17 protein-coding genes are annotated in these 20,588 nt (G+C 73.5%); 10 read left to right on the top strand and 7 right to left on the bottom strand.

All coding sequences use genetic code 11. The annotated features are described in order from the left end of the window. Positions 1 to 231 precede the first annotated feature (231 nt). Positions 232 to 1,143, top strand: coding sequence for a cyclase family protein (locus CO540_RS15165; RefSeq protein ID WP_099162555.1), 912 nt, complete (start codon positions 232 to 234; stop codon positions 1,141 to 1,143). A gap of 22 nt (positions 1,144 to 1,165) precedes the next feature. Here the strand turns inward: CO540_RS15165 and CO540_RS15170 are convergent, their stop codons facing one another. Next, the gene (locus CO540_RS15170) at positions 1,166 to 2,206 is read right to left on the bottom strand and encodes a S66 peptidase family protein (protein WP_099162556.1); all 1,041 of its coding nucleotides are present in this window, start codon (positions 2,204 to 2,206) and stop codon (positions 1,166 to 1,168) included. Positions 2,207 to 2,291: 85 nt separating this feature from the next. Between CO540_RS15170 and CO540_RS15175 the strand changes: the two genes are divergently transcribed. Next, positions 2,292 to 3,329: a hypothetical protein gene (locus tag CO540_RS15175; protein ID WP_099162557.1), complete on the top strand. Its 1,038-nt coding sequence runs from the start codon at positions 2,292 to 2,294 to the stop codon at positions 3,327 to 3,329. A 124-nt stretch (positions 3,330 to 3,453) separates the two neighbouring features. Then, positions 3,454 to 6,240 carry a phosphoenolpyruvate carboxylase gene (gene ppc, locus CO540_RS15180; protein WP_099162558.1) on the top strand — a complete coding sequence of 929 codons (2,787 nt, stop codon included), beginning with the start codon at positions 3,454 to 3,456 and terminating at the stop codon, positions 6,238 to 6,240. A 104-nt stretch (positions 6,241 to 6,344) separates the two neighbouring features. On the opposite strand, the gene CO540_RS15185 is transcribed toward ppc, so the two are convergent. Further along, positions 6,345 to 7,142, bottom strand: coding sequence for a hypothetical protein (locus tag CO540_RS15185; RefSeq protein ID WP_099164775.1), 798 nt, complete (start codon positions 7,140 to 7,142; stop codon positions 6,345 to 6,347). A 55-nt stretch (positions 7,143 to 7,197) separates the two neighbouring features. On the opposite strand from CO540_RS15185, the gene CO540_RS15190 reads away from it, so the two are divergent. Both CO540_RS15190 and CO540_RS15195 read left to right on the top strand, forming a co-directional pair. Next, positions 7,198 to 8,376 (top strand): DNA recombination protein RmuC, encoded by a 1,179-nt coding sequence (locus CO540_RS15190; RefSeq protein ID WP_091582041.1) that lies wholly within the window; start codon positions 7,198 to 7,200, stop codon positions 8,374 to 8,376. A gap of 148 nt (positions 8,377 to 8,524) precedes the next feature. Then, on the top strand, positions 8,525 to 11,833 hold the full coding sequence (locus tag CO540_RS15195; protein WP_099162559.1) for a S8 family serine peptidase: 3,309 nt from the start codon (positions 8,525 to 8,527) through the stop codon (positions 11,831 to 11,833). A 72-nt stretch (positions 11,834 to 11,905) separates the two neighbouring features. Here the strand turns inward: CO540_RS15195 and CO540_RS15200 are convergent, their stop codons facing one another. Together CO540_RS15200 and CO540_RS15205 are read right to left on the bottom strand one after the other, a co-directional pair. Next, positions 11,906 to 12,310 carry a hypothetical protein gene (locus CO540_RS15200; RefSeq protein WP_091582047.1) on the bottom strand — a complete coding sequence of 135 codons (405 nt, stop codon included), beginning with the start codon at positions 12,308 to 12,310 and terminating at the stop codon, positions 11,906 to 11,908. Between the two features lie 38 nt (positions 12,311 to 12,348). Continuing rightward, complete coding sequence (locus CO540_RS15205; protein ID WP_099164776.1) at positions 12,349 to 13,335, bottom strand: 4-hydroxy-3-methylbut-2-enyl diphosphate reductase; 987 nt, start codon at positions 13,333 to 13,335, stop codon at positions 12,349 to 12,351. A gap of 101 nt (positions 13,336 to 13,436) precedes the next feature. On the opposite strand from CO540_RS15205, the gene xseA reads away from it, so the two are divergent. Beyond that, positions 13,437 to 14,675, top strand: coding sequence for an exodeoxyribonuclease VII large subunit (xseA, locus tag CO540_RS15210; protein ID WP_253865956.1), 1,239 nt, complete (start codon positions 13,437 to 13,439; stop codon positions 14,673 to 14,675). 13 nt (positions 14,676 to 14,688) lie between these two features. Further along, complete coding sequence (locus tag CO540_RS15215; protein WP_091582057.1) at positions 14,689 to 14,901, top strand: exodeoxyribonuclease VII small subunit; 213 nt, start codon at positions 14,689 to 14,691, stop codon at positions 14,899 to 14,901. Positions 14,902 to 14,994: 93 nt separating this feature from the next. On the opposite strand, the gene CO540_RS15220 is transcribed toward CO540_RS15215, so the two are convergent. Together CO540_RS15220 and CO540_RS15225 are read right to left on the bottom strand one after the other, a co-directional pair. Continuing rightward, on the bottom strand, positions 14,995 to 15,837 hold the full coding sequence (locus CO540_RS15220) for a hypothetical protein (protein ID WP_099162560.1): 843 nt from the start codon (positions 15,835 to 15,837) through the stop codon (positions 14,995 to 14,997). 91 nt (positions 15,838 to 15,928) lie between these two features. After that, positions 15,929 to 16,669: a DUF4245 domain-containing protein gene (locus CO540_RS15225; protein WP_099162561.1), complete on the bottom strand. Its 741-nt coding sequence runs from the start codon at positions 16,667 to 16,669 to the stop codon at positions 15,929 to 15,931. A 160-nt stretch (positions 16,670 to 16,829) separates the two neighbouring features. Here CO540_RS15225 and glpX point away from each other — a divergent pair, with 160 nt between their 5' ends. Both glpX and CO540_RS15235 read left to right on the top strand, forming a co-directional pair. Then, positions 16,830 to 17,861, top strand: coding sequence for a class II fructose-bisphosphatase (glpX, locus tag CO540_RS15230; protein WP_091582068.1), 1,032 nt, complete (start codon positions 16,830 to 16,832; stop codon positions 17,859 to 17,861). Beyond that, positions 17,858 to 18,829, top strand: a complete 972-nt coding sequence (locus CO540_RS15235; RefSeq protein ID WP_099162562.1) for a DMT family transporter — start codon at positions 17,858 to 17,860, stop codon at positions 18,827 to 18,829. Before glpX ends, CO540_RS15235 begins: the two co-directional genes overlap by 4 nt. Here CO540_RS15235 and CO540_RS15240 read toward each other — a convergent pair. Beyond that, positions 18,826 to 19,755 carry an NAD-dependent epimerase/dehydratase family protein gene (locus CO540_RS15240; RefSeq protein ID WP_099162563.1) on the bottom strand — a complete coding sequence of 310 codons (930 nt, stop codon included), beginning with the start codon at positions 19,753 to 19,755 and terminating at the stop codon, positions 18,826 to 18,828. The genes CO540_RS15235 and CO540_RS15240 overlap by 4 nt on opposite strands. Before the next feature lie 140 nt (positions 19,756 to 19,895). Between CO540_RS15240 and CO540_RS15245 the strand changes: the two genes are divergently transcribed. Then, positions 19,896 to 20,582, top strand: coding sequence for a TetR/AcrR family transcriptional regulator (locus CO540_RS15245; protein WP_099162564.1), 687 nt, complete (start codon positions 19,896 to 19,898; stop codon positions 20,580 to 20,582). Positions 20,583 to 20,588 lie beyond the last annotated feature (6 nt).

Raw genomic sequence — 20,588 nt, forward strand, 5'->3', positions numbered from 1 at the left:
CAAGAACCGCCCGGTCGGGTCCGGCGAGGATGGATCCCGTCAGCCCGGCCCGGGTCGCCATGGGGAGATGGCGACCCGGCCAGGGGTACGCGGGCCTGTTCGGGGAGGCCCGACACCCGAAGCCGGTCCTGCGCCGCCGGTTCACGGCGTGCCGCGGAGGTGCCGCACTCCCCCCTGCGGCACCTCCCCCATGATCTTGACCGGGGCGCGTCGACATGGTGCGGTGGAGGCATGACGGGGGAATACCGGGCGGTCTTCGACGCCGAGGTCCGCTTCGCCAACGGCGGTGGGCTGCGTACCGAGGGTTTCCGGCTGGACGTGCCGGGCCCGGGGATCACCGACGACGAGTTGGCGGCGCTGCTCGTGCGGCACCTCGGGCTGCTCATGGTCGGCGAGGTGCGGATCAGCAACCGGACCGTGGTGGAGGAGCCGCACAAGGGCGGGCGCGGCGTCCCCGCCGCGGCCCCCGGCGGGCGGCGCCTGGTCGAGCTGAGCCACGAGATCACCGACGGCCTGGTCACGCTGCCCGGCTGGCCGGCGCCGCGGATCACCGACTGGCTGACCCGGGAGGCGTCCCGGGAGCGGTACGCGCCGGGCGTCGAGTTCCACGTCGCGCGGATCGACATGATCGCCAACACCGGCACCTACGTCGACACGCCGGCGCACCGCTGGGCCGACGGGCCCGATCTGACCGGGATCCCGCTGGACCGGCTGGCCGACCTGCCCGGCCTGGTGGTGCGCGTCCCCGCCGGCACCCGGGCGGTGGACCGGCTGCTCCTCGCCCCCTACGAGGTCACCGGGCGGGCGGTGCTGCTGGACACCGGCTGGGACGCGCACTTCGGCACCGACGCGTACGCCGGCCCGGAGGCGCCCTACCTGACCGCGGACGGCGCCGACTGGCTGGTCGAGGCCGGTGCGGCGCTGGTCGGCATCGACTCGATCAACATCGACGACATGACCCCGGCGGCGGCCGGCGAACGACCGGCGCACAGCGCCCTGCTGGCCGCCGGCATCCCGATCGTGGAGCACCTGACCGGCCTGGGCGCGCTGCCGCCGACCGGTTTCCGGTTCACCGCCGCACCGCCGCGGGTGGCCGGCATGGGCACCTTCCCGGTCCGCGCCTTCGCCGTCCTCGACGGCTGACCCGGCCGGAGCGGGGACGGCGTCAGTAGTGGACCGCGATGCGGCGTTCGACCGCGTCCACCCGGATCTCCCCGCCGTACGGGACGATCAGTTGCGGGTCGGTGTGACCCAGGTCGACGTCGAAGACCACCACCGGGTCGTCGGCGTACGGCCCGAGCGCCCGCAGGATCGCCGCCCGCTGCTCCTCGGCCCAGGCCAGCCGTTCCGGGACCGACAGTCGGCGGTCGAAGTTCCACGCCTTGGGGCGGCCGACCACGATCGCCGGGCAACCGGCGAGCAGCCCGCGCTCGCCCAGGTTCCGCATCATCCGGAAGACCTCCTCGGCCGGCGGCATCTCCTCCGAGGTCTCCACGAGCAGCACCGAGCCGGCCAGCTCGGCGGCGGACGGGACCCGGTCGGCGGCGGCCAACCAGTGCACGATCTCCAGGTTGCCGCCCCAGGTCCGGCCCGTCACGACCCGATCCGGCCCGTGCCAGCGCCAGCCCTCGCCCGGGAGCATCGGCGGCTCCTCGGTCAACGTCTGCGGGTCGCCCCAGTCGAGCGTCTCGTCGCCCCACTCGGCGGCCGGGGCCAGGTCGTACCAGCCGGAGGTGAACAGCGCGGCGCGCAGCGAGTCGAGCGTCAGCGGGTGCGGGCTGCCCGGCCGGCCGAGGTGCACCAGCACCGAGCCGCCGTGGTAGGCGACGATCCCCAGCCTGTGCAGGTGGTTGAGCACGTTGGTGTTGTCGGAGTAGCCGAAGTAGGGCTTCGGGTTGGCCCGGATCACCTCGTCGTCGAGGAACGGGGTGACCGTGATCAGGTCGTCCCCGCCGATGGTGGCGAGCACCGCGGTGACCGTCGGGTCCGCGAACGCGGCGGTCAGGTCCCGGGCCCGGTCCCGGGGGTCGGCGCCCATCCGCCGGGTGGTCGGATATTCCACCGGCTCCAGCCCCAGCTCGTCGCGGAGCCGGCGCAGGCCCAGCTCGTACACGTGCGGGAAGAGGCCCGGCAGGCCGGCGGAGGGTGAGACGACGGCGACCCGGTCGCCCGGCTTCGGCTTGGTGGGACAGCGCGGCGGCGTCATGATCCGAACGCTATCGGCCGGCACCAGCGATTTCCGCCCGGCGAAACGCCACGAGCCGGGCATATGCCGGCAATAGGCTAGGCCCGTGGACGACGAGGCGGAGCTGCGTACCCGGGACTGGCTGCCCCGCACGGCGGCGCTGGTCCTCGGCACCCTGGCGCTGGCCAGCGCGTTCATCGCCGCCTACGTCGGCGCGTTGCACAAGCCGGACCCGAAGGACGTGCCGGTCGCCGTGGTGACGACCGACCAGCAGGCGCAGGCCGTGATGTCGGCCGTCCGCGCCCGCACCGACGTCGTCAAACCCGTCGGGTACGACAGCCGGGAACGTGCCGACGACGGCCTCGACGACCGCTCGGTGTACGCCGTGCTCGGCTCCGCCCCGGGCGGCGGCCTGACCCTGGCCACGGCCAGCGCCGGCGCGCCCGCCGCCACCGAACTCGTCACCGAGGTGTTCACCGAGGCGGCCCGGCAGGCCGGCGTGCCGCTGGCGGTCACCGACGAGGTGCCGGTCTCCGGCGGCGACCCGCGCGGCCTGGTCCCGTTCTACCTGGCGGTCGGCGTGGTCCTCGGCGGCTACCTGGCCTCCACGGCGCTGGGCATCTCGCTCGGCACCAGCCCGGGCAGCCTGCGCCGGGCCGGGTTGCGGATCGCCACGCTCGCCGTCCACTCCGTCCTGCTCGGCATCATCGGGGCGGTGCTGGTCGGGCCGGTGCTGGACGTCTTCCCGCACGACGTGGGAACCATCGCGGTGGTGGGTGCACTGGCCGCGTTCGCGGCCGGGATGGTCGCGGCGGCCGTGCAGGCGTGGCTCGGGCTGCTCGGCACCGGCATCGTGATCCTGCTGCTGGTGGTGCTCGGCAACCCCGGCTCCGGGGGCATCTACGCGCCCGAGTTCCTGCCGCCGTTCCTGCGCGGGATGCATCGCTGGAACGTCCCCGGGCTCGCCACCGACCTGCTCAAGTCGGCCATCTACTTCGACTGGCGCGGCGGCGGCTGGGCGCTGACCGGGCTGCTGGTCTGGGTGGTCGCCGGCCTGGCCGGTCTGCTCACCGCCACGATGTTCCGGGCCCGCCGCCGGGCCGCGCGGACCGGTGCGGGACGCCACGCCGTCGCCGGCCGCTGACCTGCCGGCCCGTCCCAGAGTGCAGATCATCACGCCGTCCCCCTCCTGCCGTCGGGGCGCACGCGGATACCATCCAGGGGAGTCGGACAGCGCTGTCCTTCGTCCTCGCGTAAGGAGCGCAACCGTGACCGACCAGCACGACCACGACGGCCCCGACGCCGCTCTCCGGGCCGACATCCGCCGCCTCGGCACCCTGCTCGGGCAGACCCTGGCCCGCCAGGAGGGCCGGCCGTTGCTCGACCTGGTCGAGGAGATCCGCGCCCAGGTCCGCTCCGACGCGCCGGCCGCCGCCCAGCGCCTCGCCGGGCTCGACGTCACCACCGGCACGAAGCTGGCCCGCGCCTTCTCCACCTACTTCCACCTGGCCAACATCACCGAGCAGGTGCACCGCGCCCGCGACCTGCGTCGCCGGCGCGCCACCCACGGCGGCTGGCTGGACCAGGCCGCCAAGATGATCGCCGAGCGCGGCGTGCCGGCCGAGGAGATCGCCGCGGCGGCCCGCCGGCTGGCCGTACGCCCGGTCTTCACCGCCCACCCCACCGAGGCGGCCCGCCGGTCCATCCTGTCCAAGCTGCGCGCGGTCGCCGACGAGCTGGACACCGAGACCGCCAACGCGATCCTCTACGGCGCCAGCGACGAGGGCCCGGCCAACCGCCGCCTCGCCGAGCTGCTCGACCTGATGTGGCAGACCGACGAGCTGCGGCTCGACCGGCCGGACCCGACCGACGAGGCCCGCAACGCCATCTACTACCTGCGGGACCTGCACGCCGAGGCCGCACCGCAGGTCCTCGACGACCTCGCCGACACGCTGCGTACGCTCGGCGTGGAGACCTCGCCGACCGCCCGTCCGCTGACCTTCGGCACCTGGATCGGTGGTGACCGCGACGGCAACCCGTTCGTCACCCCGACGGTCACCCGCGAGGTGCTGCGGATCCAGCACGAGCACGGCATCGAGGCCACCGAGAAGGCGATGGACGAGCTGATCAGCGAGGTCAGCGTCTCCCGCCGGCTGCGCGCGGTCTCGCTCGACCTCTCCGCCAGCCTGGCCAAGGACCTGGACGCGCTGCCCGAGGTCGCGCCCCGGTTCCGCCGGGTCAACGCCGAGGAGCCCTACCGGCTCAAGGCGCGCTGCGTGAAGGCCAAGCTGGCGAACACGCGGGAGCGGCTGCGTGCCGGCACCCCGCACGTGCCGGGCCGCGACTACCAGGGCTCGACCGAGCTGATCGCCGACCTGGAGCTGCTGCGCGCGTCGCTGGCCCGCAACTCGGGGCAGCTCACCGCCGTGGGCCGGCTCGCCTCGACCATCCGGACCGTCTCCGCGTTCGGGCTCCACCTGGCGACCATGGACATCCGGGAGCACGCGGAGAAGCACCACGAGGTGCTGGCCCAGCTCTACGAGGCGGTCGGCGAGGTCTCCGACTACCCGTCGCTGACCCGGCTGGAACGCACCAAGCTGCTCGCCGACGAGCTGACCGGCCGCCGGCCGCTCTCCACCCAGGACAGCCCGCTCACCGAGGCGGCGCGCAAGACGTTCGACGTGTTCTCCGCGATCCGCGAGGCGCAGGACCGGTTCGGCCCCGAGGTCATCGAGTCGTACATCATCTCGATGACCCTCGGTGTGGACGACGTGCTCGCCGCGGTGGTGCTGGCCCGGGAGGCCGGCCTGGTCGACGTGCACAGCGGGCGGGCCCGGATCGGCATCGTGCCGCTGCTGGAGACCCCGGCCGAGCTGAACGCCGGCGGCGAGCTGCTCGACGAGCTGCTGTCGCTGCCCGCCTACCGGGCGCTGGTCGCGGCGCGCGGTGACGTCCAGGAGGTGATGCTGGGCTACTCCGACTCCAACAAGGAGGCCGGGATCACCACCAGCCAGTGGTCCATCCACCGGGCCCAGCGGGCGCTGCGGGACGTGGCCGCCCGGCACGGCGTGCACCTGCGGCTGTTCCACGGCCGGGGCGGCACGGTCGGCCGGGGCGGCGGCCCCACCCACGACGCGATCCTGGCCCAGCCCTACGGCACGCTCGACGGCGCGATCAAGGTGACCGAGCAGGGCGAGGTCATCTCCGACAAGTACACGCTGCCGGCGCTGGCCCGGGAGAACCTGGAGCTGACCGTGGCCGCCGTGCTCCAGGCCACGCTGCTGCACACCGCGCCCCGGCAACCGGCCGAGATGCTGGAGCGCTGGGACGCGGCGATGGACGTCGTCTCCGAGTCGGCGTTCCGGTCGTACCGGTCGCTGGTCGAGGACCCGGACCTGCCGGCGTACTTCTGGGCGTCGACCCCGACCGAGCTGCTCGGCGCGCTGAACATCGGCTCCCGGCCGGCGAAGCGCCCGAACACCGGCGCCGGCCTCTCCGGCCTGCGGGCCATTCCGTGGGTGTTCGGCTGGACCCAGACCCGGCAGATCGTGCCGGGCTGGTTCGGCGTGGGATCCGGGCTGGCCGCCGCACGGGAGGCGGGCCTGGCCGACGTGCTCGCCGAGATGAACCGGAACTGGCACTTCTTCCGCACGTTCCTGTCGAACGTCGAGATGATGCTGACCAAGACCGACCTGAGCATCGCCCGCCGCTACGTCGAGACGCTGGTCCCGAAGAAGCTGCACCCGATCTTCTCGACGATCGAGCAGGAGTACGAGCTGACCAAGCGGGAGGTGCTGGCGGTCACCGCCTCGCCGGCCCTGCTGGAGAACTCGCCCGTCCTGCAGCGCACGCTCGCCGTGCGGGACACCTACCTGGAGCCGCTGCACCACCTCCAGGTGGCGCTGCTGCGGCAGTACCGCGAGTCCGGCGCCGCCGGCCGGGCGGTGGCGACCGCGCCGGGCGGCCGCCGGGCCCCGAACGACGGCACGGCGCTGGAGCGGGCGCTGCTGACCACTGTCAACGGCATCGCCGCCGGCATGCGCAACACCGGCTGAGACGCAAGGAAGGGCCCCCTTTTAACGCCTCGTGCATAAGAGGGGGCCCTTCTTAACGCCTGCGCCCGGCGCGCTGCGAGCGGCGCCCGACGCGGTGGCGCCGGCTAGAAGTCGCCGCCGCCGAAATCACCACCGAAGTCCCCGCCGCCGAAGCCGCCGAAGTCTCCGCCGCCGCCGAAGTCGCCACCGGCGTAGTCACCACCGCCGCCCATGTCGCCGCCGCCCATGTCGCCGCCCTGGTCGCCGAAGTCCTGGCCGTCGCCGAAGCCCTCCTGGTAACCGGCGTCGTACCCGGGATCGGCGAATGCGGGTGAGAACAGCGCGTCCGCGATCAGGAGACCGCCGACCACACCGACGCCCGCGCCGAGCGCGGTCTTCCACCACGGCGTGGAGTACCAGCCGGCCGGCACCGGCCGCCCCTGGAACCGGCCACCCGGGTAGTAGTAGGGCGTCGCGTTCCCCGGCTGCGGGCCGGCCCGGAACGTCTGCCCCTGCACGTCGACCTGGCGCTCCTTGGTGAGCGAGCCGGCACCCTGGGCGGCGGCCAGCGGCGGCAGCTCCGGGCCCGGGTCGATGCCCATCGCCGTCCGCGCCGCCCGGATGTACGCCAGCCCCTCCAGCGCGGTCTCCCGGGCCAGCGCGAACTGGTGCGGGGTGCGCGCCTGCTCCAGCTGCGAGCCGGCCGCGTTGTACCGCTCACCGGCGTCGGCGAGCGCCTGCCGGACCGCCGGGGCGTCGCCGTGCAGGTTCATCAGCTGACCGCCGAGCCGCTCGTACCAGCGCTGCGCCTCGGCGCGGGCGTCCGCCATCTCGTCGGCCCGCCGGGACCTGCTCCCCCACCGCCAGAACACCAGCGCACCTCCGAGCATCACGATCAGGAACACCCACAGGGCAACTTCCATGACCTCGAACGTACCCAGCGCGCGCACGTCGTACCCGTTTGGCAAGCTTTCTGCCATGAGCTTCTCGACGCTGGCCGTGGTGGTGCTCTGCCTCGCCGCGGGCGGCGCGGTGGGCTGGCTGGCGGCCCGCGGGCGGGCCGCGGCCGACGTCGCCCGTCTGGAGGCGACGCTGGCCGCCGCCCAGGCCGGCGAGGGGCGGCTGGAGCAGTCCATGCGGGCGCTCAGCTACGAGGCGACCGCGCAGTCCCAGGAGGCGGTGGCGCGCGCGGTGGCGCCGCTGCACGACACACTCCGCCGCTACGAGCAACGCGTCGCCGAGCTGGAGCGCGACCGGGTCGACGCCTACGCCGAGCTGCGCGAGCAGGTGCGCTCGATGAGCGCGGTCTCCGGCGAGCTGCGCACCGAGACCAAGCAGCTGGTCGCCGCGCTGCGCGCGCCGCAGGTGCGTGGCCGGTGGGGCGAGCACCAGCTCCGGCGGATCGTCGAGGCGGCCGGCCTGCTGGAGCACTGCGACTTCAGCGAGCAGGTCACCGCCGCCACCGACCAGCAGGGGGTCCGCCCCGACCTGGTGGTGCGCCTGCACGGCGGGCGCACCGTGGTGGTCGACGCGAAGGCGCCGTTCGACGCCTACCTGACCGCGATGGAGGCGCGCGACGAGCGCGGGCGCGACACCCACCTCGACGCGCACGCCCGGCACCTGCGGGCGCACGTCGACGGTCTCGCCGCAAAGTCCTACTGGTCGGCCTTCGACCAGACCCCCGAGTTCGTGGTGCTGTTCGTGCCGGCCGACCCGTTCCTCGACGTGGCGTTGCAACGCGACCCGACGCTGCTGGAGCACGCGTTCGCCCGCAACGTGGTGCTGGCCACGCCGGCCACGCTGGTGGCGCTGCTGCGCACGGTGGCCTACTCCTGGCGGCAGGAGGCGCTGGCGCGCAACGCGGCGACCGTCCACTCGCTGGCCCGCGAGCTCTACGGGCGGCTGTCCACCCTGGGCGACCACGTCGGCAAGCTGGGCAGCTCGCTGAGCGGCGCGGTGACGGCCTACAACCGCGCGGTCGGCTCCCTGGAGGCCCGGGTGCTGGTCAGCGCCCGCAAGCTCGCCGAGCTGGGCGTCTCCGACGACGAGCTGCCCACGCCGGCGCAGGTCGAGCTGGCCCCCCGCCAGCCGCAGGCGCCCGAGTTGCTGGGCCGGCCGTCCACATCGGCCGAACGGTCAGCAGACATCGACGTTTAACACGGCGCACGTGACGACGACGGCCGATCCGTGTCACGGAGTGGTCACAAACCGATCCCGGGTAGTGACACATCTCGTCACGGCCCGAAGGATCTGCGTCACACGTGCCCTGTCGTCTGAAGGGCCCTGTTCTCTGGAGGAAGAGAACGTGAGTCAACCCCGCAATCGGAGCCGGCGCCCCTCCGCCGCGCTCTTCGCCTCGGTCCTCGCGGCCGGCGCCATGACCGTCGGGGGTGGCGCCGCGACCGCGAGCGCGGCCCCCGCCAACGCCCCGCAGCCCTCGCAGCCGACCGCGGCGAAGGCCCTGGGCGCCCACGACGCCAAGCTGCTCGACGCGGCCGAGGCGAAGAACGCGCCGACCGTCACGATGATCATCGCGGCCCGGAAGGGCTCGGCCAAGAAGGTCGTCGACGGGCTCAAGGGTCTCGGCGCCACCGTCAGCCAGCGGTACGACCAGGTCGGCTACGTGCTGGCCAAGGTGCCGACGGCGAAGGCGCTCAAGGCCGCCACGCTGCCCGGCGTCGCCGCCGTCGACCTCGACGAGACCATCAAGCTCCCCGACCCGGCACCGGAGGCCGCCCCGAACGGCGCCAAGGCCGCCGAGCAGGGTGAGACCCTGGCCGGCCCCGGCGGGGACACCGGCGCGGTCAACCCGTACATGCCGACCAACGAGACCGGCGCGGAGGCCTTCAAGGCCGCGCACCCGACGTGGGACGGCCGCGGCGTCACCATCGGCATCATGGACTCCGGTGTGGACCTCGACCAGCCGGCGCTGCAGAAGACCACCACCGGCGAGCGCAAGATCGTCGACTGGGTCACCGCGACCGACCCGCTCGAGGACGCCACCTGGCGCGCGATGATCACCGAGGTGAGCGGCCCCAGCTTCACCACGGGCACCGGCGCCTCGGCCCTGACCTGGACCGCGCCGGCCGGCACCTACCGGTTCAACACCTTCCGCGAGTCCATCACCGCGGGCAGCGACCCGGCCGGTGACGTCAACCGCGACGGCGACACCACCGACTCCTGGGGCATCCTCTACAACCCGGCCAACGGCGACATCCGGGTGGACGTCAACCAGAACCGCGACTTCACCGACGACGAGGTGATGCGGCCGTACAAGGAGAAGTTCCAGGTCGGCCACTTCGGCACGGACAACCCGGCCACCGCCGTCCGGGAGCAGATCCCGTTCGTGGTCGAGTTCCGGCGCAACGTCGACACCACCCCGGCCGGCGGCCCCGGCCTGGTCGACTACGTCAACATCGGCATCATCGAGAGCACCCACGGCACCCACGTCGCCGGCATCACCGCCGCCAACGACATGCTGGGCAACAGCGCCTTCGACGGCGCCGCCCCCGGCGCCAAGCTGGTCTCCGCCCGCGCCTGCTCCTGGGGTGGCGGCTGCACCGCCGCGGCGCTCACCACCGGCATGGTCGACCTCGTGGTCAACCGCAAGGTCGACGTGGTGAACATGTCGATCGGCGGCCTGCCGGCGCTGAACGACGGCTCCAACGCCCGGGCCGTCCTCTACAACGACCTGATCAACACGTACGGCGTGCAGCTGTTCATCTCGGCCGGCAACTCCGGCCCGGGCCTGAACACGGTCGGCGACCCGTCGGTCGCCACCGACGTGGTCAGCGTCGCGGCGAACATCAGCAAGGACACCTGGCTGGCCAACTACGGCTCGGTGGTCCGCAAGGAGAACGCGCTGTTCAACTTCTCCTCCCGCGGCCCGCGTGAGGACGGCGGCTTCAAGCCGAACATCTCCGCTCCCGGTTCGGCCATCTCCACCGCGCCGACCTGGCAGCCGGGCAACCCGGTGCCGGAGGCGGGCTACCCGCTGCCCCCGGGCTACCAGATGCTGAACGGCACCTCGATGGCCTCCCCGCAGGCCACCGGCGCCGCCGCGCTGCTGCTGTCGGCCGCCAAGGCGACCGGCGCGGGCGTCACCCCGGCCGCGCTGCGCCGGGCCGTCTACACCTCGGCCAAGCCGATCGCGGACGTCCCGACGTACGCCCAGGGCTACGGCATGTTCAACGTGCCGGGCGCGTGGAACCTGCTGGCCAAGGGCGTGCAGACCCGCACCTACACCTCCGAGGCCGCGGTCTGCACCGAGCTGTCGCCGAACCTGACCCGCTACGACCGGGACTCCGGCACCTTCGTGCCGAACCCGAACGTGGGCACCGGCATCTACAACCGGTGCGCCGCCGACCGGGGTGGCCAGACGGTCAAGAAGAGCCGCACCTACGACGTCAAGCTGACCCGGACCAGCGGCCCGAACAAGAGCGTCAAGCACCTGCTCGGCCTCCGCGGCAACGACGGCACCTTCTCCGTCCGCAAGGAGGTGTGGCTGCCGCTGAACAAGACCGTCACCGTCCAGGTGAAGGCCAAGCCGATGACCACCGGCGCGCACGGCGCGATCCTGACCGTCGACGACCCGGCCACCTCGGTGGTCGACTTCGAGGTCGCCGCGGTCGTGGTCGCCTCCAACGCGGTGAGCGCTCCGGCGTACTCCTACTCGACCGAGGGCTCGGTCGAGCGGAACAGCTTCACCTCGTACTTCGTCACGGTTCCGCAGGGTGCGGGCGCACTCCAGGTCAACCTGTCCGGCATCGCGACCGGCTCGCAGACCCGGTTCATCGCCATCAACCCGTACGGTGTGCCGGTCGAGAGCACCGCGAGCACCGCCTGCTACACCAACTTCTCCGACGCCGCCGCCTGCAAGCCGCAGGAGCGGGACTACCAGAACCCGATCCCGGGCGTCTGGGAGATCGAGGTGGAGTCGCGGCGCACGTCGCCGGCGCTGGACAACCCGTTCCAGCTGCAGGCGCGGGTGCAGGGCGTGAAGGTCGAGCCGGCCGTGGTCCAGCTGCCGGCGGTCACCGCCGGCACGCCGAGCCCGGTGAGCTGGAGCCTGACCAACACGTTCGGTCCGGTCCGGGTGACCGGCGTCGGTGGGCCGCTGTCCAGCGTCCGCGCCGAGCGGCCGACCATCACCGAGGGCGCCACGCAGGAGTACACGGTGGACATCCCGGCCGGGACCACCTCGTTCTCCGCCCGGATCGGAAACACCTCCGACCTGGGCGCCGACCTGGACCTGTACATCTTCCGCGGCGCCACCGAGGTGGGCCGGTCGGCCGACGGCGACTCGGAGGAGGCGGTCACGCTGAACAACCCGGTCGCCGCCACGTACCGGGTGGTCATCGAGGGCTACGCGGTCGCCGCGGGCGGCACGGCGTACGACTACCGGGACTCGTTCGCGTCCCCGGCGCTGGGTTCGCTCTCCGCGCCGTCCACGCCGCTGTTCCTGCCCAACGGCGGCACCGCGACCCTGACCGGTTCGGTGACCGCGCTGAGCACCCCGGCCGCCGGTCGGGAGCTCTTCGGTGACATGGCCGTCACCACCGTCGAGGGCGCGGTCGTCGGCCGCGGCTCGGTGGAGATCAACGCGGTGAACTGAGTCACCCGTCGTAACACGGAAGCCCGCCTCCCGACGAGGGAGGCGGGCTTCCGCCTTTCCCGCGAGACGGGGTCAGGCCGGCCGGGCGGACTCGACCACGAACGGGGTGCCCTGCTGGCAGGTGGTCATCATGCCCGGCTCGGGCCGGCCGGTGACCTCCACCTTGGCACCGGCCTTGAGCAGGTCGCGCGGACCGCCGACCAGAAGGTGGTCGTCGAGCAGGAGGCAGTTCGGCTCCACACCGGCCCGGATCGTGCCGGTGATGGTGGTGCCGCCGACGCCGGGTGGCGTCGACGGGCCGCCCTTCCAGGTCGGGTTCGGGCGGCTGGGCGTCACGCTGGGCACGGGATCGGGCTGGCTGGTCACCGGGGCGGCTCCCGTCGGGCTGGGGCTGGCGGGCTCGTCGCCGGGTCCGGCGCAGGCGGTCAGCGCGACACCGGCGAGGAGGGCGACGAGCACCGTCCGAGGAGTCTTCATGGTCGGTTGGACGCGGCGGGCGGCCGATCCGTTCCCGGTCAGCCGCGCGCCGCGGCGGCCTTCATGTCGCGCTTGAGCTCCTGCGGCAGCGAGAAGGTCAGCCGCTCGTCGGCGGTGGTGACCTCCTCGACGTCGGCGAAGCCGCGCTCGGCCAGGTGCGCGAGCACCTGCTGGACCAACTCGTCGGGCACGCTCGCGCCGGAGGTCACACCCACGGTGCGGGCCCCCTCCAGCCAGGCGTCGTCGATCTCGTCGGCGAAGTCGACCAGGTGACCGGCGCGGGCGCCGGCGTCCAGCGCCACCTCGACCAGCCGGACCGAGTTCGACGAGTTGCGCGAGCCGACCACGATCACCACGTCGCACTCCGGGGCGATCTCCTTCACCACGTGCTGACGGTTGGAGGTCGCGTAGCAGATGTCGTCGCTGGGGGGCGACTGGAGCAGCGGCAGCCGCTGCTTGAGCCGGGCCACGGTCTCCAGCGTCTCGTCGACCGACAGCGTGGTCTGGGAGAGCCAGACCACCTTCTCCGGGTCGCGCACGGTGACCTTGTCGACCCCGTCCGGGCCGTCGACCAGCTGGATGTGGGCGGGGGCCTCACCGGCGGTGCCGATGACCTCCTCGTGCCCCTCGTGGCCGATCAGCAGGATGTCGTAGTCCTGCTGGGCGAACCGTCGGGCCTCGTGGTGCACCTTGGTGACCAGCGGGCAGGTCGCGTCGATCGCCCGGAGCGAGCGCGCCCGCGCCTGCTCGTAGACCTCGGGGGCCACGCCGTGGGCGGAGAAGATGACGGTGGCGCCCTCCGGCACCTCCTCGTTCTCCTCCACGAAGATCGCGCCCTTGGCCTCCAACGTCCGCACCACGTGCTTGTTGTGCACGATCTGCTTGCGGACGTAGATCGGCGCGCCGTAGAGCTTCAGCGCCTCCTCGACGGTCTGCACCGCCCGGTCCACACCCGCGCAGTAGCCGCGGGGGTTGGCCAGGAGCACGCGCTTGCCGGTCCGGGGAGTCGTCTCAGCGTCAGTCACCCGCCCATGGTACGTGGCGCCCTCCGGGCCGGCAGCGGCCGCGACCACGGCACCGGTCAGGGCTGGCCGGCGGTGTCGGTCCCGGGCCGTAGGGTGGGCGGGTGAGCGCGGGTGAGGTGGGGCGGGGCACGCCCCCGGAGCGGAGCACGTCCGAGGAGCCGTGGCCGGTCCGGGTGGTCAGCCAGAAGGTCGGCGCCTGGATCGCCCGGCTCGGCTGGGTGTGGGTCGACGGTCAGGTGGCGCAGATCAGCCGCCGTCCCGGCGCCACCACCGTCTTCCTCACCCTGCGTGACCCCTCGGCCGATCTCAGCCTGACCGTCACCACCAACCGTGACGTGCTCGACGCGGGCGCTCCGGAGCTGCGTGAGGGCGCCCGGGTCGTGCTGCACGCCAAGCCCGAGTTCTATGCCGCGCGGGGCACGCTCAGTCTGCGCGCCGACGAGATCCGCCAGGTCGGTCTGGGTGAGCTGCTGGCCCGGCTGGAGAAGCTCAAGAAGCTGCTCGCCGCGGAGGGGTTGTTCGACCGGTCGCGCAAGCGGCGCCCTCCGTTCCTGCCCGGCCGGGTCGGTCTGATCACCGGGCGGGCCTCGGCGGCCGAGCGGGACGTGCTCACCAACGCCCGGCGGCGCTGGCCGGCGGTCGACTTCCGCACGGTCAACGTGGCGGTGCAGGGGCCGAGCGCCGTGCCCGACATCGTCGGCGCGCTCAAGGTGCTCGACGCCGACCCGACGGTCGACGTGATCGTCATCGCCCGGGGCGGCGGGAGCATCGAGGACCTGCTGCCCTTCTCCGACGAGGCGCTGTGCCGGGCGGTCTTCGCCTGCCGCACCCCGGTGGTCAGCGCGATCGGCCACGAGACCGACGCGCCGCTGCTCGACTACGTGGCCGACGTGCGCGCCTCCACCCCCACCGACGCGGCGAAGCGGATCGTGCCCGACCTGACCGAGGAGGTCCGCCTCATCGGGCAGGCCCGGTCGCGCCTGGAGCGGGCGGTGCGCAATCTGGTCGACCGCGAGCAGCACCGGCTCGACCTGTTCCGCTCCCGTCCGGTGCTGGCCCGACCGCAGGTGATGGTCGACCAGCGGGCCGTCGACGTGACCGCGCTGCGGGACCGCGCCGGCCGGTGCCTGGACCACCGGTTGAGCGGCGCCGCCGACGACCTGCGCCACACTCTCGCGCGGCTGCGCGCGCTCTCCCCCGCGGCCACGCTCGACCGCGGCTACGCCATCGTGCAGCGCGGCGACGGCCACGTGGTCCGCGCGGCGTCCGAGGTGGCCAAGGGCGATCCACTGCGGGTACGCCTCGCCGAGGGCGAGCTGACCGCCACCGTCGACGGTTGAGGAAATGGTACGGATGACTGAGAAGACCAAGGACGAGCAGCTCAGCTACGAGCAGGCCCGCGCCGAGCTGGCCTCGGTGGTGGAGCGGCTGGAGGCGGGTGGCACCTCGCTGGAGGAGTCGCTGGCGCTCTGGGAGCGGGGCGAGCAGCTCGCCGGCGTCTGCCAGCGTTGGCTGGACGGCGCTCGCGCCCGCATCGACACCGCCCGGCAGAAGACCGAAGAGTGACCGTGGGCCCGCCTGCGCGCGCCGCTCGGCCCTCCGCCGGGAGGGCCGAGCGTCCCGGGAGGCGGGCCCACCTCCCGGGACAGCGAGCGCCGGTCAGCTGAACAGGTTGTAGAACTCCGGCGGCGCCTCGACGACCTGGTCGGCCGGCGGCTTCTGGGCCGCGGCGGCGTTGCCGTAGTCGGTGTAGGTGATCTTCAGATCCTGCGCGGCGCTCTGGCCGGCGGCCGGGATCTTGAGCACCATCTCACTGAGCCGGCCCTGCGGGTCGACCTTGGCGGTGAACGGCACCGACTGGGCCTGCGCGCCGAGTGCGGTGATCACGGCCGGGTCGAGCGAGCCCGCCTCGGCGGCCTTCGACACGTCGACGGTGCCCTCGTACGCGCCCTCGCCGGTCTGCCGGACGTCGGTGACGCCCTGGGTGAGCACGGCGCTGCCGGCCGGGTCCACCTTCTCGAAGTCGAAGCCCAGCGCCCGGTTGCCCTTGATCCGGTTCTGGTCGAGGTGCTGGTACTTGCCGAGGTTGAGGTTCTTCACGCCGGGGATCTTGGCGGCCGCCGTGCCGCCCAGGTCGAGCTTGACCCAGCTGTCCGGCTTGGCGTGGATGAGGTCCAGCTTCATCATCAGGTCCGACGACGGGTCACCGATCGTCATCCGCATCTCGGCGCTCTGGCTGGGCTCGTGCACCTGCCCCTCGGCGGTGGAACCGGCACCCGTCATGGTGAACCGGAAGTTCCCCTCGCGGATCGCGTTGGTGGAGTCGAGCAGGGCCTGCTTGGCCGCGCTGCTGGACCCGCCGGCGCTGGGGGCGACGCTGCCGGAGGCGCTCGGGGTCGCGGAGGCGTCGGAGGTTCCGGCGCCGTTGCTGTTGCAGGCCGCCAGGCCGGGAATGAGCAGCGCCGCGGCGAACGCGGTGGCGCTGAAGCGTCGTATCTTCACGTCAACCTCTCCAGGTGGGTCGTCCGGGCTCGATGTCCCGTCTGTTCCCTGAAGAGGCGTTGCGCAATCCCGCGTCACCCGGCCGTGCGTGTCAGCGCAGCGAGGTGGCGAGCTTGCGCAGCTCCGTCTCCCCCGCGTCGCCGACCACGATGACCGTGCGGTTCGGCTCCAGCAGGACCAGTGCCTGCTCGTTGCCGCGGGCGGTGTACCGCTGCCAGCTCAGCCCGTCGGGCAGGTCCGCGGGGCCCTGCGGCCGGCCCTCGCTCAGCTCGGCCGGCAGCAGCTTCTCCGCCGGCACGTTGCTCTCCACCAGCTGCGCGCCCCGACCCTCGGGGGTCACGTATCCGATCCGCAGCGTCGCGCCGTCCGCCTCGGTCCGGAAGCGGGCGTTGACCGTACGCCAGTCGTCGCCCAGCCCGGTCGGCTGGCTCACCGGGAACACGTTCGCCGCCCGGGCCTGCTCCAGCGCCGGCGCCGGGTCGACGGTGACCGGCGAGTCACCGCCGAGGAAACCCCGGTAGAACGCGATCAGCAGCGCGATCGGCACCAGCAGCACGAGCAGGGACAGCACCATGTCCTTCGGTGACCGCTCCGAGCGGGCCTTCTCCTTGCGGGCGGGCGGCGCGGGCCGGTCGCCGGCGACGGTCTCGGCCCGGCCGGCGTCGTCCCCCGCCGGGTCGACCAGGGCCGGCTCGCCCCGGTCGGTGGGCGGTTCGACCAGCGCCGGCTGCCCCTGCGGCGGGGTCGGGCCGGCACCCGGTCGGACCGGCGGCTGCCCCTCGGGCGGGGTCGCGTCGGTCGGCGGACGGTCGGCAGGCTGCGCGGGCTCCACCCGACCATTGTCGCAGCCGTCCGGGGAGCGTGATCCTGGCCTCCTCCGCCCCGCCGGGACGGCGAACCTGAGATCGTGTGAGGATCAGCGACAAAACCGGCGGCGGCGACGGCCGCACTCCCGCCGGTCCACCCCGCAACGTCGCGAGGAGGAAGCCGCCATGACAACCACCAGGACGCGGACACCCCAGGATCTCGACCGCAACCTCGCCCTCGATCTGGTCCGGGTCACCGAGGCCGCGGCCATGGCCGCCGGGCGCTGGGTCGGCCGGGGCGACAAGGAGGGCGGCGACGGCGCGGCCGTCGACGCCATGCGCAAGCTGATCAACTCGATCCCGATGCGCGGTGTCGTGGTGATCGGTGAGGGCGAGAAGGACAACGCCCCGATGCTCTTCAACGGCGAGGAGGTCGGCGACGGGACCGGTCCCGAGGTGGATGTGGCGGTCGACCCGATCGACGGCACCACCCTGATGAGCAAGGGCATGCCGAACGCGCTGGCCGTGCTCGCGGTGGCCGAGCGCGGCGCGATGTTCGACCCGAGCGCGGTCTTCTACATGGAGAAGCTCGCGGTCGGCCCGATGTACGCCGACGTGGTCGACATCGACGCCGGGGTGGTCGAGAACATCCGCCGGATCGCCAAGGTCAAGGGCACCGACACCGCCGAGGTGACGGTCTGCGTGCTGGACCGGTCGCGCCACGACGACCTGGTGAAGCAGATCCGGCGCACCGGCGCCGGCATCCGGTTCATCTCCGACGGGGACATCGCCGGCGCGATCGCCGCCGCCCGCGGTGAGTCGGACATCGACGTCCTGATGGGCATCGGCGGCACCCCCGAGGGCATCACCGCGGCCTGCGCGCTGAAGTGCATGGGCGGCATGATGCAGGCCAAGCTCTGGCCGAAGGACGACCAGGAGCGGGAGAAGGCGCTGGCCGCCGGGCACGACCTGGACCGGGTGCTGTTCACCGACGACCTGGTGACCGGCGACAACTGCTTCTTCGTGGCGACCGGGGTCACCTCCGGCGACCTGCTGCGCGGCGTGCGCTACCGGGCCGGTGGGGCGTACACCCAGTCGATCGTGATGCGCTCCAAGAGCGGCACGATCCGGGTCATCGACTCCTACCACCGCCTGGAGAAGCTCGCCCTCTACTCGTCCGTCGACTTCGACGGGCGCCCGCTGGCCGAGCAGGAGTGAGCGCGACCGGGACGGCGGCGCCGCCGACGCTGTCGACCGGTCGGCGGATCGCGGGGGTCGGTCTGGCGACCGGCTCCGGCGTCCTGGTGGCCGTGCAGTCCCGGATCAACGGCGAGTTGGGCGTACGCCTGGCCGACGGGATCGCCGCCGCGGTGGTCTCGTTCGGCCTGGGCCTGCTGATCCTGCTGGTGCTGGTCCCGGCCACACCCGGGGGGCGGCGAGGGCTGGCCGCCCTGCGCGGCGCGTTGCGTACCGGCGCCCTGCGCCCCTGGCAGTGCCTGGGCGGGGTGTGCGGTGCGTTCCTGGTGGCGACGCAGGGACTGACCATCGGCGCGCTCGGCGTGGCCGTGTTCACCGTCGCCGTGGTGGCCGGGCAGTCCGGCAGCAGCCTGCTGGTCGACCGGGCCGGCATCGGGCCGACCGGCCGCCAGGCGGTCACCCCGAACCGGCTGGTCGGCGCGGTGCTCACCGTGCTGGCCGTGCTGCTGGCGGTGGGCGACCGCCTCGGCGACCCGGGCGCGCTGGCACTGGCCCTCTTGCCGCTGGCCGCCGGGATCGGCATCGCCTGGCAGCAGGCGGTGAACGGCCGGGTCCGCGCGGCGGCGGACAGCGCCATGACCGCAACGCTCGTCAACTTCGCGGTCGGCACGGTGGCGCTGCTCGCCACGTTCGCGGTGGAGGTGGCGGTGCGGGGCCGGCCGGCGGGCGGTTTCCCGAGCGAGCCGTGGCTCTACGTCGGCGGCCCGATCGGCATCGTGTTCATCGCGCTGGCCGCCGCACTCGTGCGGTTCACCGGGGTGCTGCTGCTCGGCCTGGCCACCATCGCCGGGCAGATCGTGGGCGCGGTGCTGCTGGACGTGGTGTTGCCGACCGCCGCCTCGCATCCCGGGTTGAACACGCTGCTCGGTGCGGCGCTGACGTTGGTGGCCGTCCTGGTCGCCGCCCTCTCCCCGCCCCGCCGCGCCTAACGCGCGGTCGGGGCGTGCAGGGTGTCGACGATCTCGTCGACGACCCGGTCCAGCGGGGTCGCCTCGATGCCGAGCGTGGCGGTGGCGGCGGTGGAGTCCAGCACGAACGGCCGGGCGAACTGGTGCGCGGTCTCCCGCAGCTCCTTGGCGAACGGGTTGGCCACGCCGGCCAGCCAGAGCACCGGGTAGGGCATCCGGGTCAGCTTCGGCGCCGGCGCGCCGGCCCGGGCGGCCGTGCGGTCGGCCAGGTCCCGCATCGACACCGCCGGCGCGCTGGGCACGTGCCAGGCCCGACCCCAGGCCCGCGGGTCGGTCGCGGCGGCGACCAGGGTACGGGCGACGTCGGGAACGTACGTCCAGGTGTGCGGGGCGTCCCAGTCGACGGGGAGGAACACCCGTCGCCCGGTGAGCACCCGGGGCAGCACCATCATGGCCAGCGAGGTGCCGCCGACGCCGATGTAGTCGGAGCCGCGTACCTCGGTGACCCGGGCCCGACCGGCGCGGTGGGCGGCCAGGGCGTCGGCCCACATCCGGTTGCGGACCCGGCCCTTGACCCCGGTGGCGGCCGGTGGCGTCGACTCGGTCATGGGCGCGTCGACCGGGCCGTACCCGTAGAGGTTGCCGACGGTGGCGAGCACCGCGCCGGTGCGCTCGGCGGTGGTGAGCAGCGCGCCGGCCAGCGGCGGCCAGTCGAGGGACCAGCGGTGGTACGCCGGGTTGGCGCAGTTGTGGAGCGCGGCCGCGCCCTCGGTCAGCGCGGTCAGCCGGTCGGTGTCGGCGGCGTCGGCGGCCACCCGCTCGACCGCCGGGTGCTCCGGGCCGGTGCCGCGCCGGGTGACCACCCGCACCCGCTCGCCCTGGGCGACGAGGAGCCGGGCGGTGGCGGTGCCGACGGGTCCGGCGCCGACGATCACGTGCAGGGCCATGGCAGGTCCACCTCTTCTGAAGCAGTTATCCGAATCGAGAGCAGCGCTCTCGAAGAAGAGCATGACGCGGATCGGCGACTCCGTCAAGAGCAGTGCTCTCGCTTTTGATTGGCGCTCTCATCCGTGACACAGTGGGAGCCATGGTCGCTCCCTCGCTCCGCGCCCGGGTCCGCGCCGGGATGATCGAAGAGATCAAGGCCGTCGCCCGCCGCCACCTGGCCACCGACGGCGCGAACCTCTCCCTGCGCGCCGTCGCGCGGGACCTCGGCATGGTCTCCTCGGCGATCTACCGCTACTTCCCCAGCCGGGACGACCTGCTCACCGCGCTGATCCTGGAGGCGTACGCCGCGTTGGGCGACGCGGTCGAGTCGGCCGACGCCGCCGCCGACCCGGCCGACCTGCGCGGGCGCTGGCTGGCCGCCTGCCGGGCCGCCCGCACCTGGGCGCTGGCCCACCCCGCCGAGTACGCCCTGCTCTACGGCAGCCCGGTGCCCGGCTACGCGGCTCCGGACGACACGGTCGCGCCGGCCCAGCGGCCCCCGACGACACTGGTCGGCATCCTGCGCGACGGGGTGGCCACCGGCCGGCTCGCGCCGCCCGCCGAGGACCTGCCCGAACCGCTGCGCGCCGACGTCGCCGAACTGGTGGCGGCGCTCGGGATGGACCTGCCGCCCGCGCTGCTGGCCCGCGGCATGGCCGGCTGGACCCAGCTCTTCGGGCTGATCAGCTTCGAGCTGTTCGGCCGGATCAACCGGGCCCTGCCGCACCGCGACGAGTACTTCGACCACCAGATCGGCCTGATGGCCGACCTGGTCGGCCTGCCCTGACCCGGA

Origin of the sequence: Micromonospora sp. WMMA2032, assembly GCF_002688545.1 — a bacterium.
Lineage (GTDB): Bacteria > Actinomycetota > Actinomycetes > Mycobacteriales > Micromonosporaceae > Micromonospora > Micromonospora sediminicola.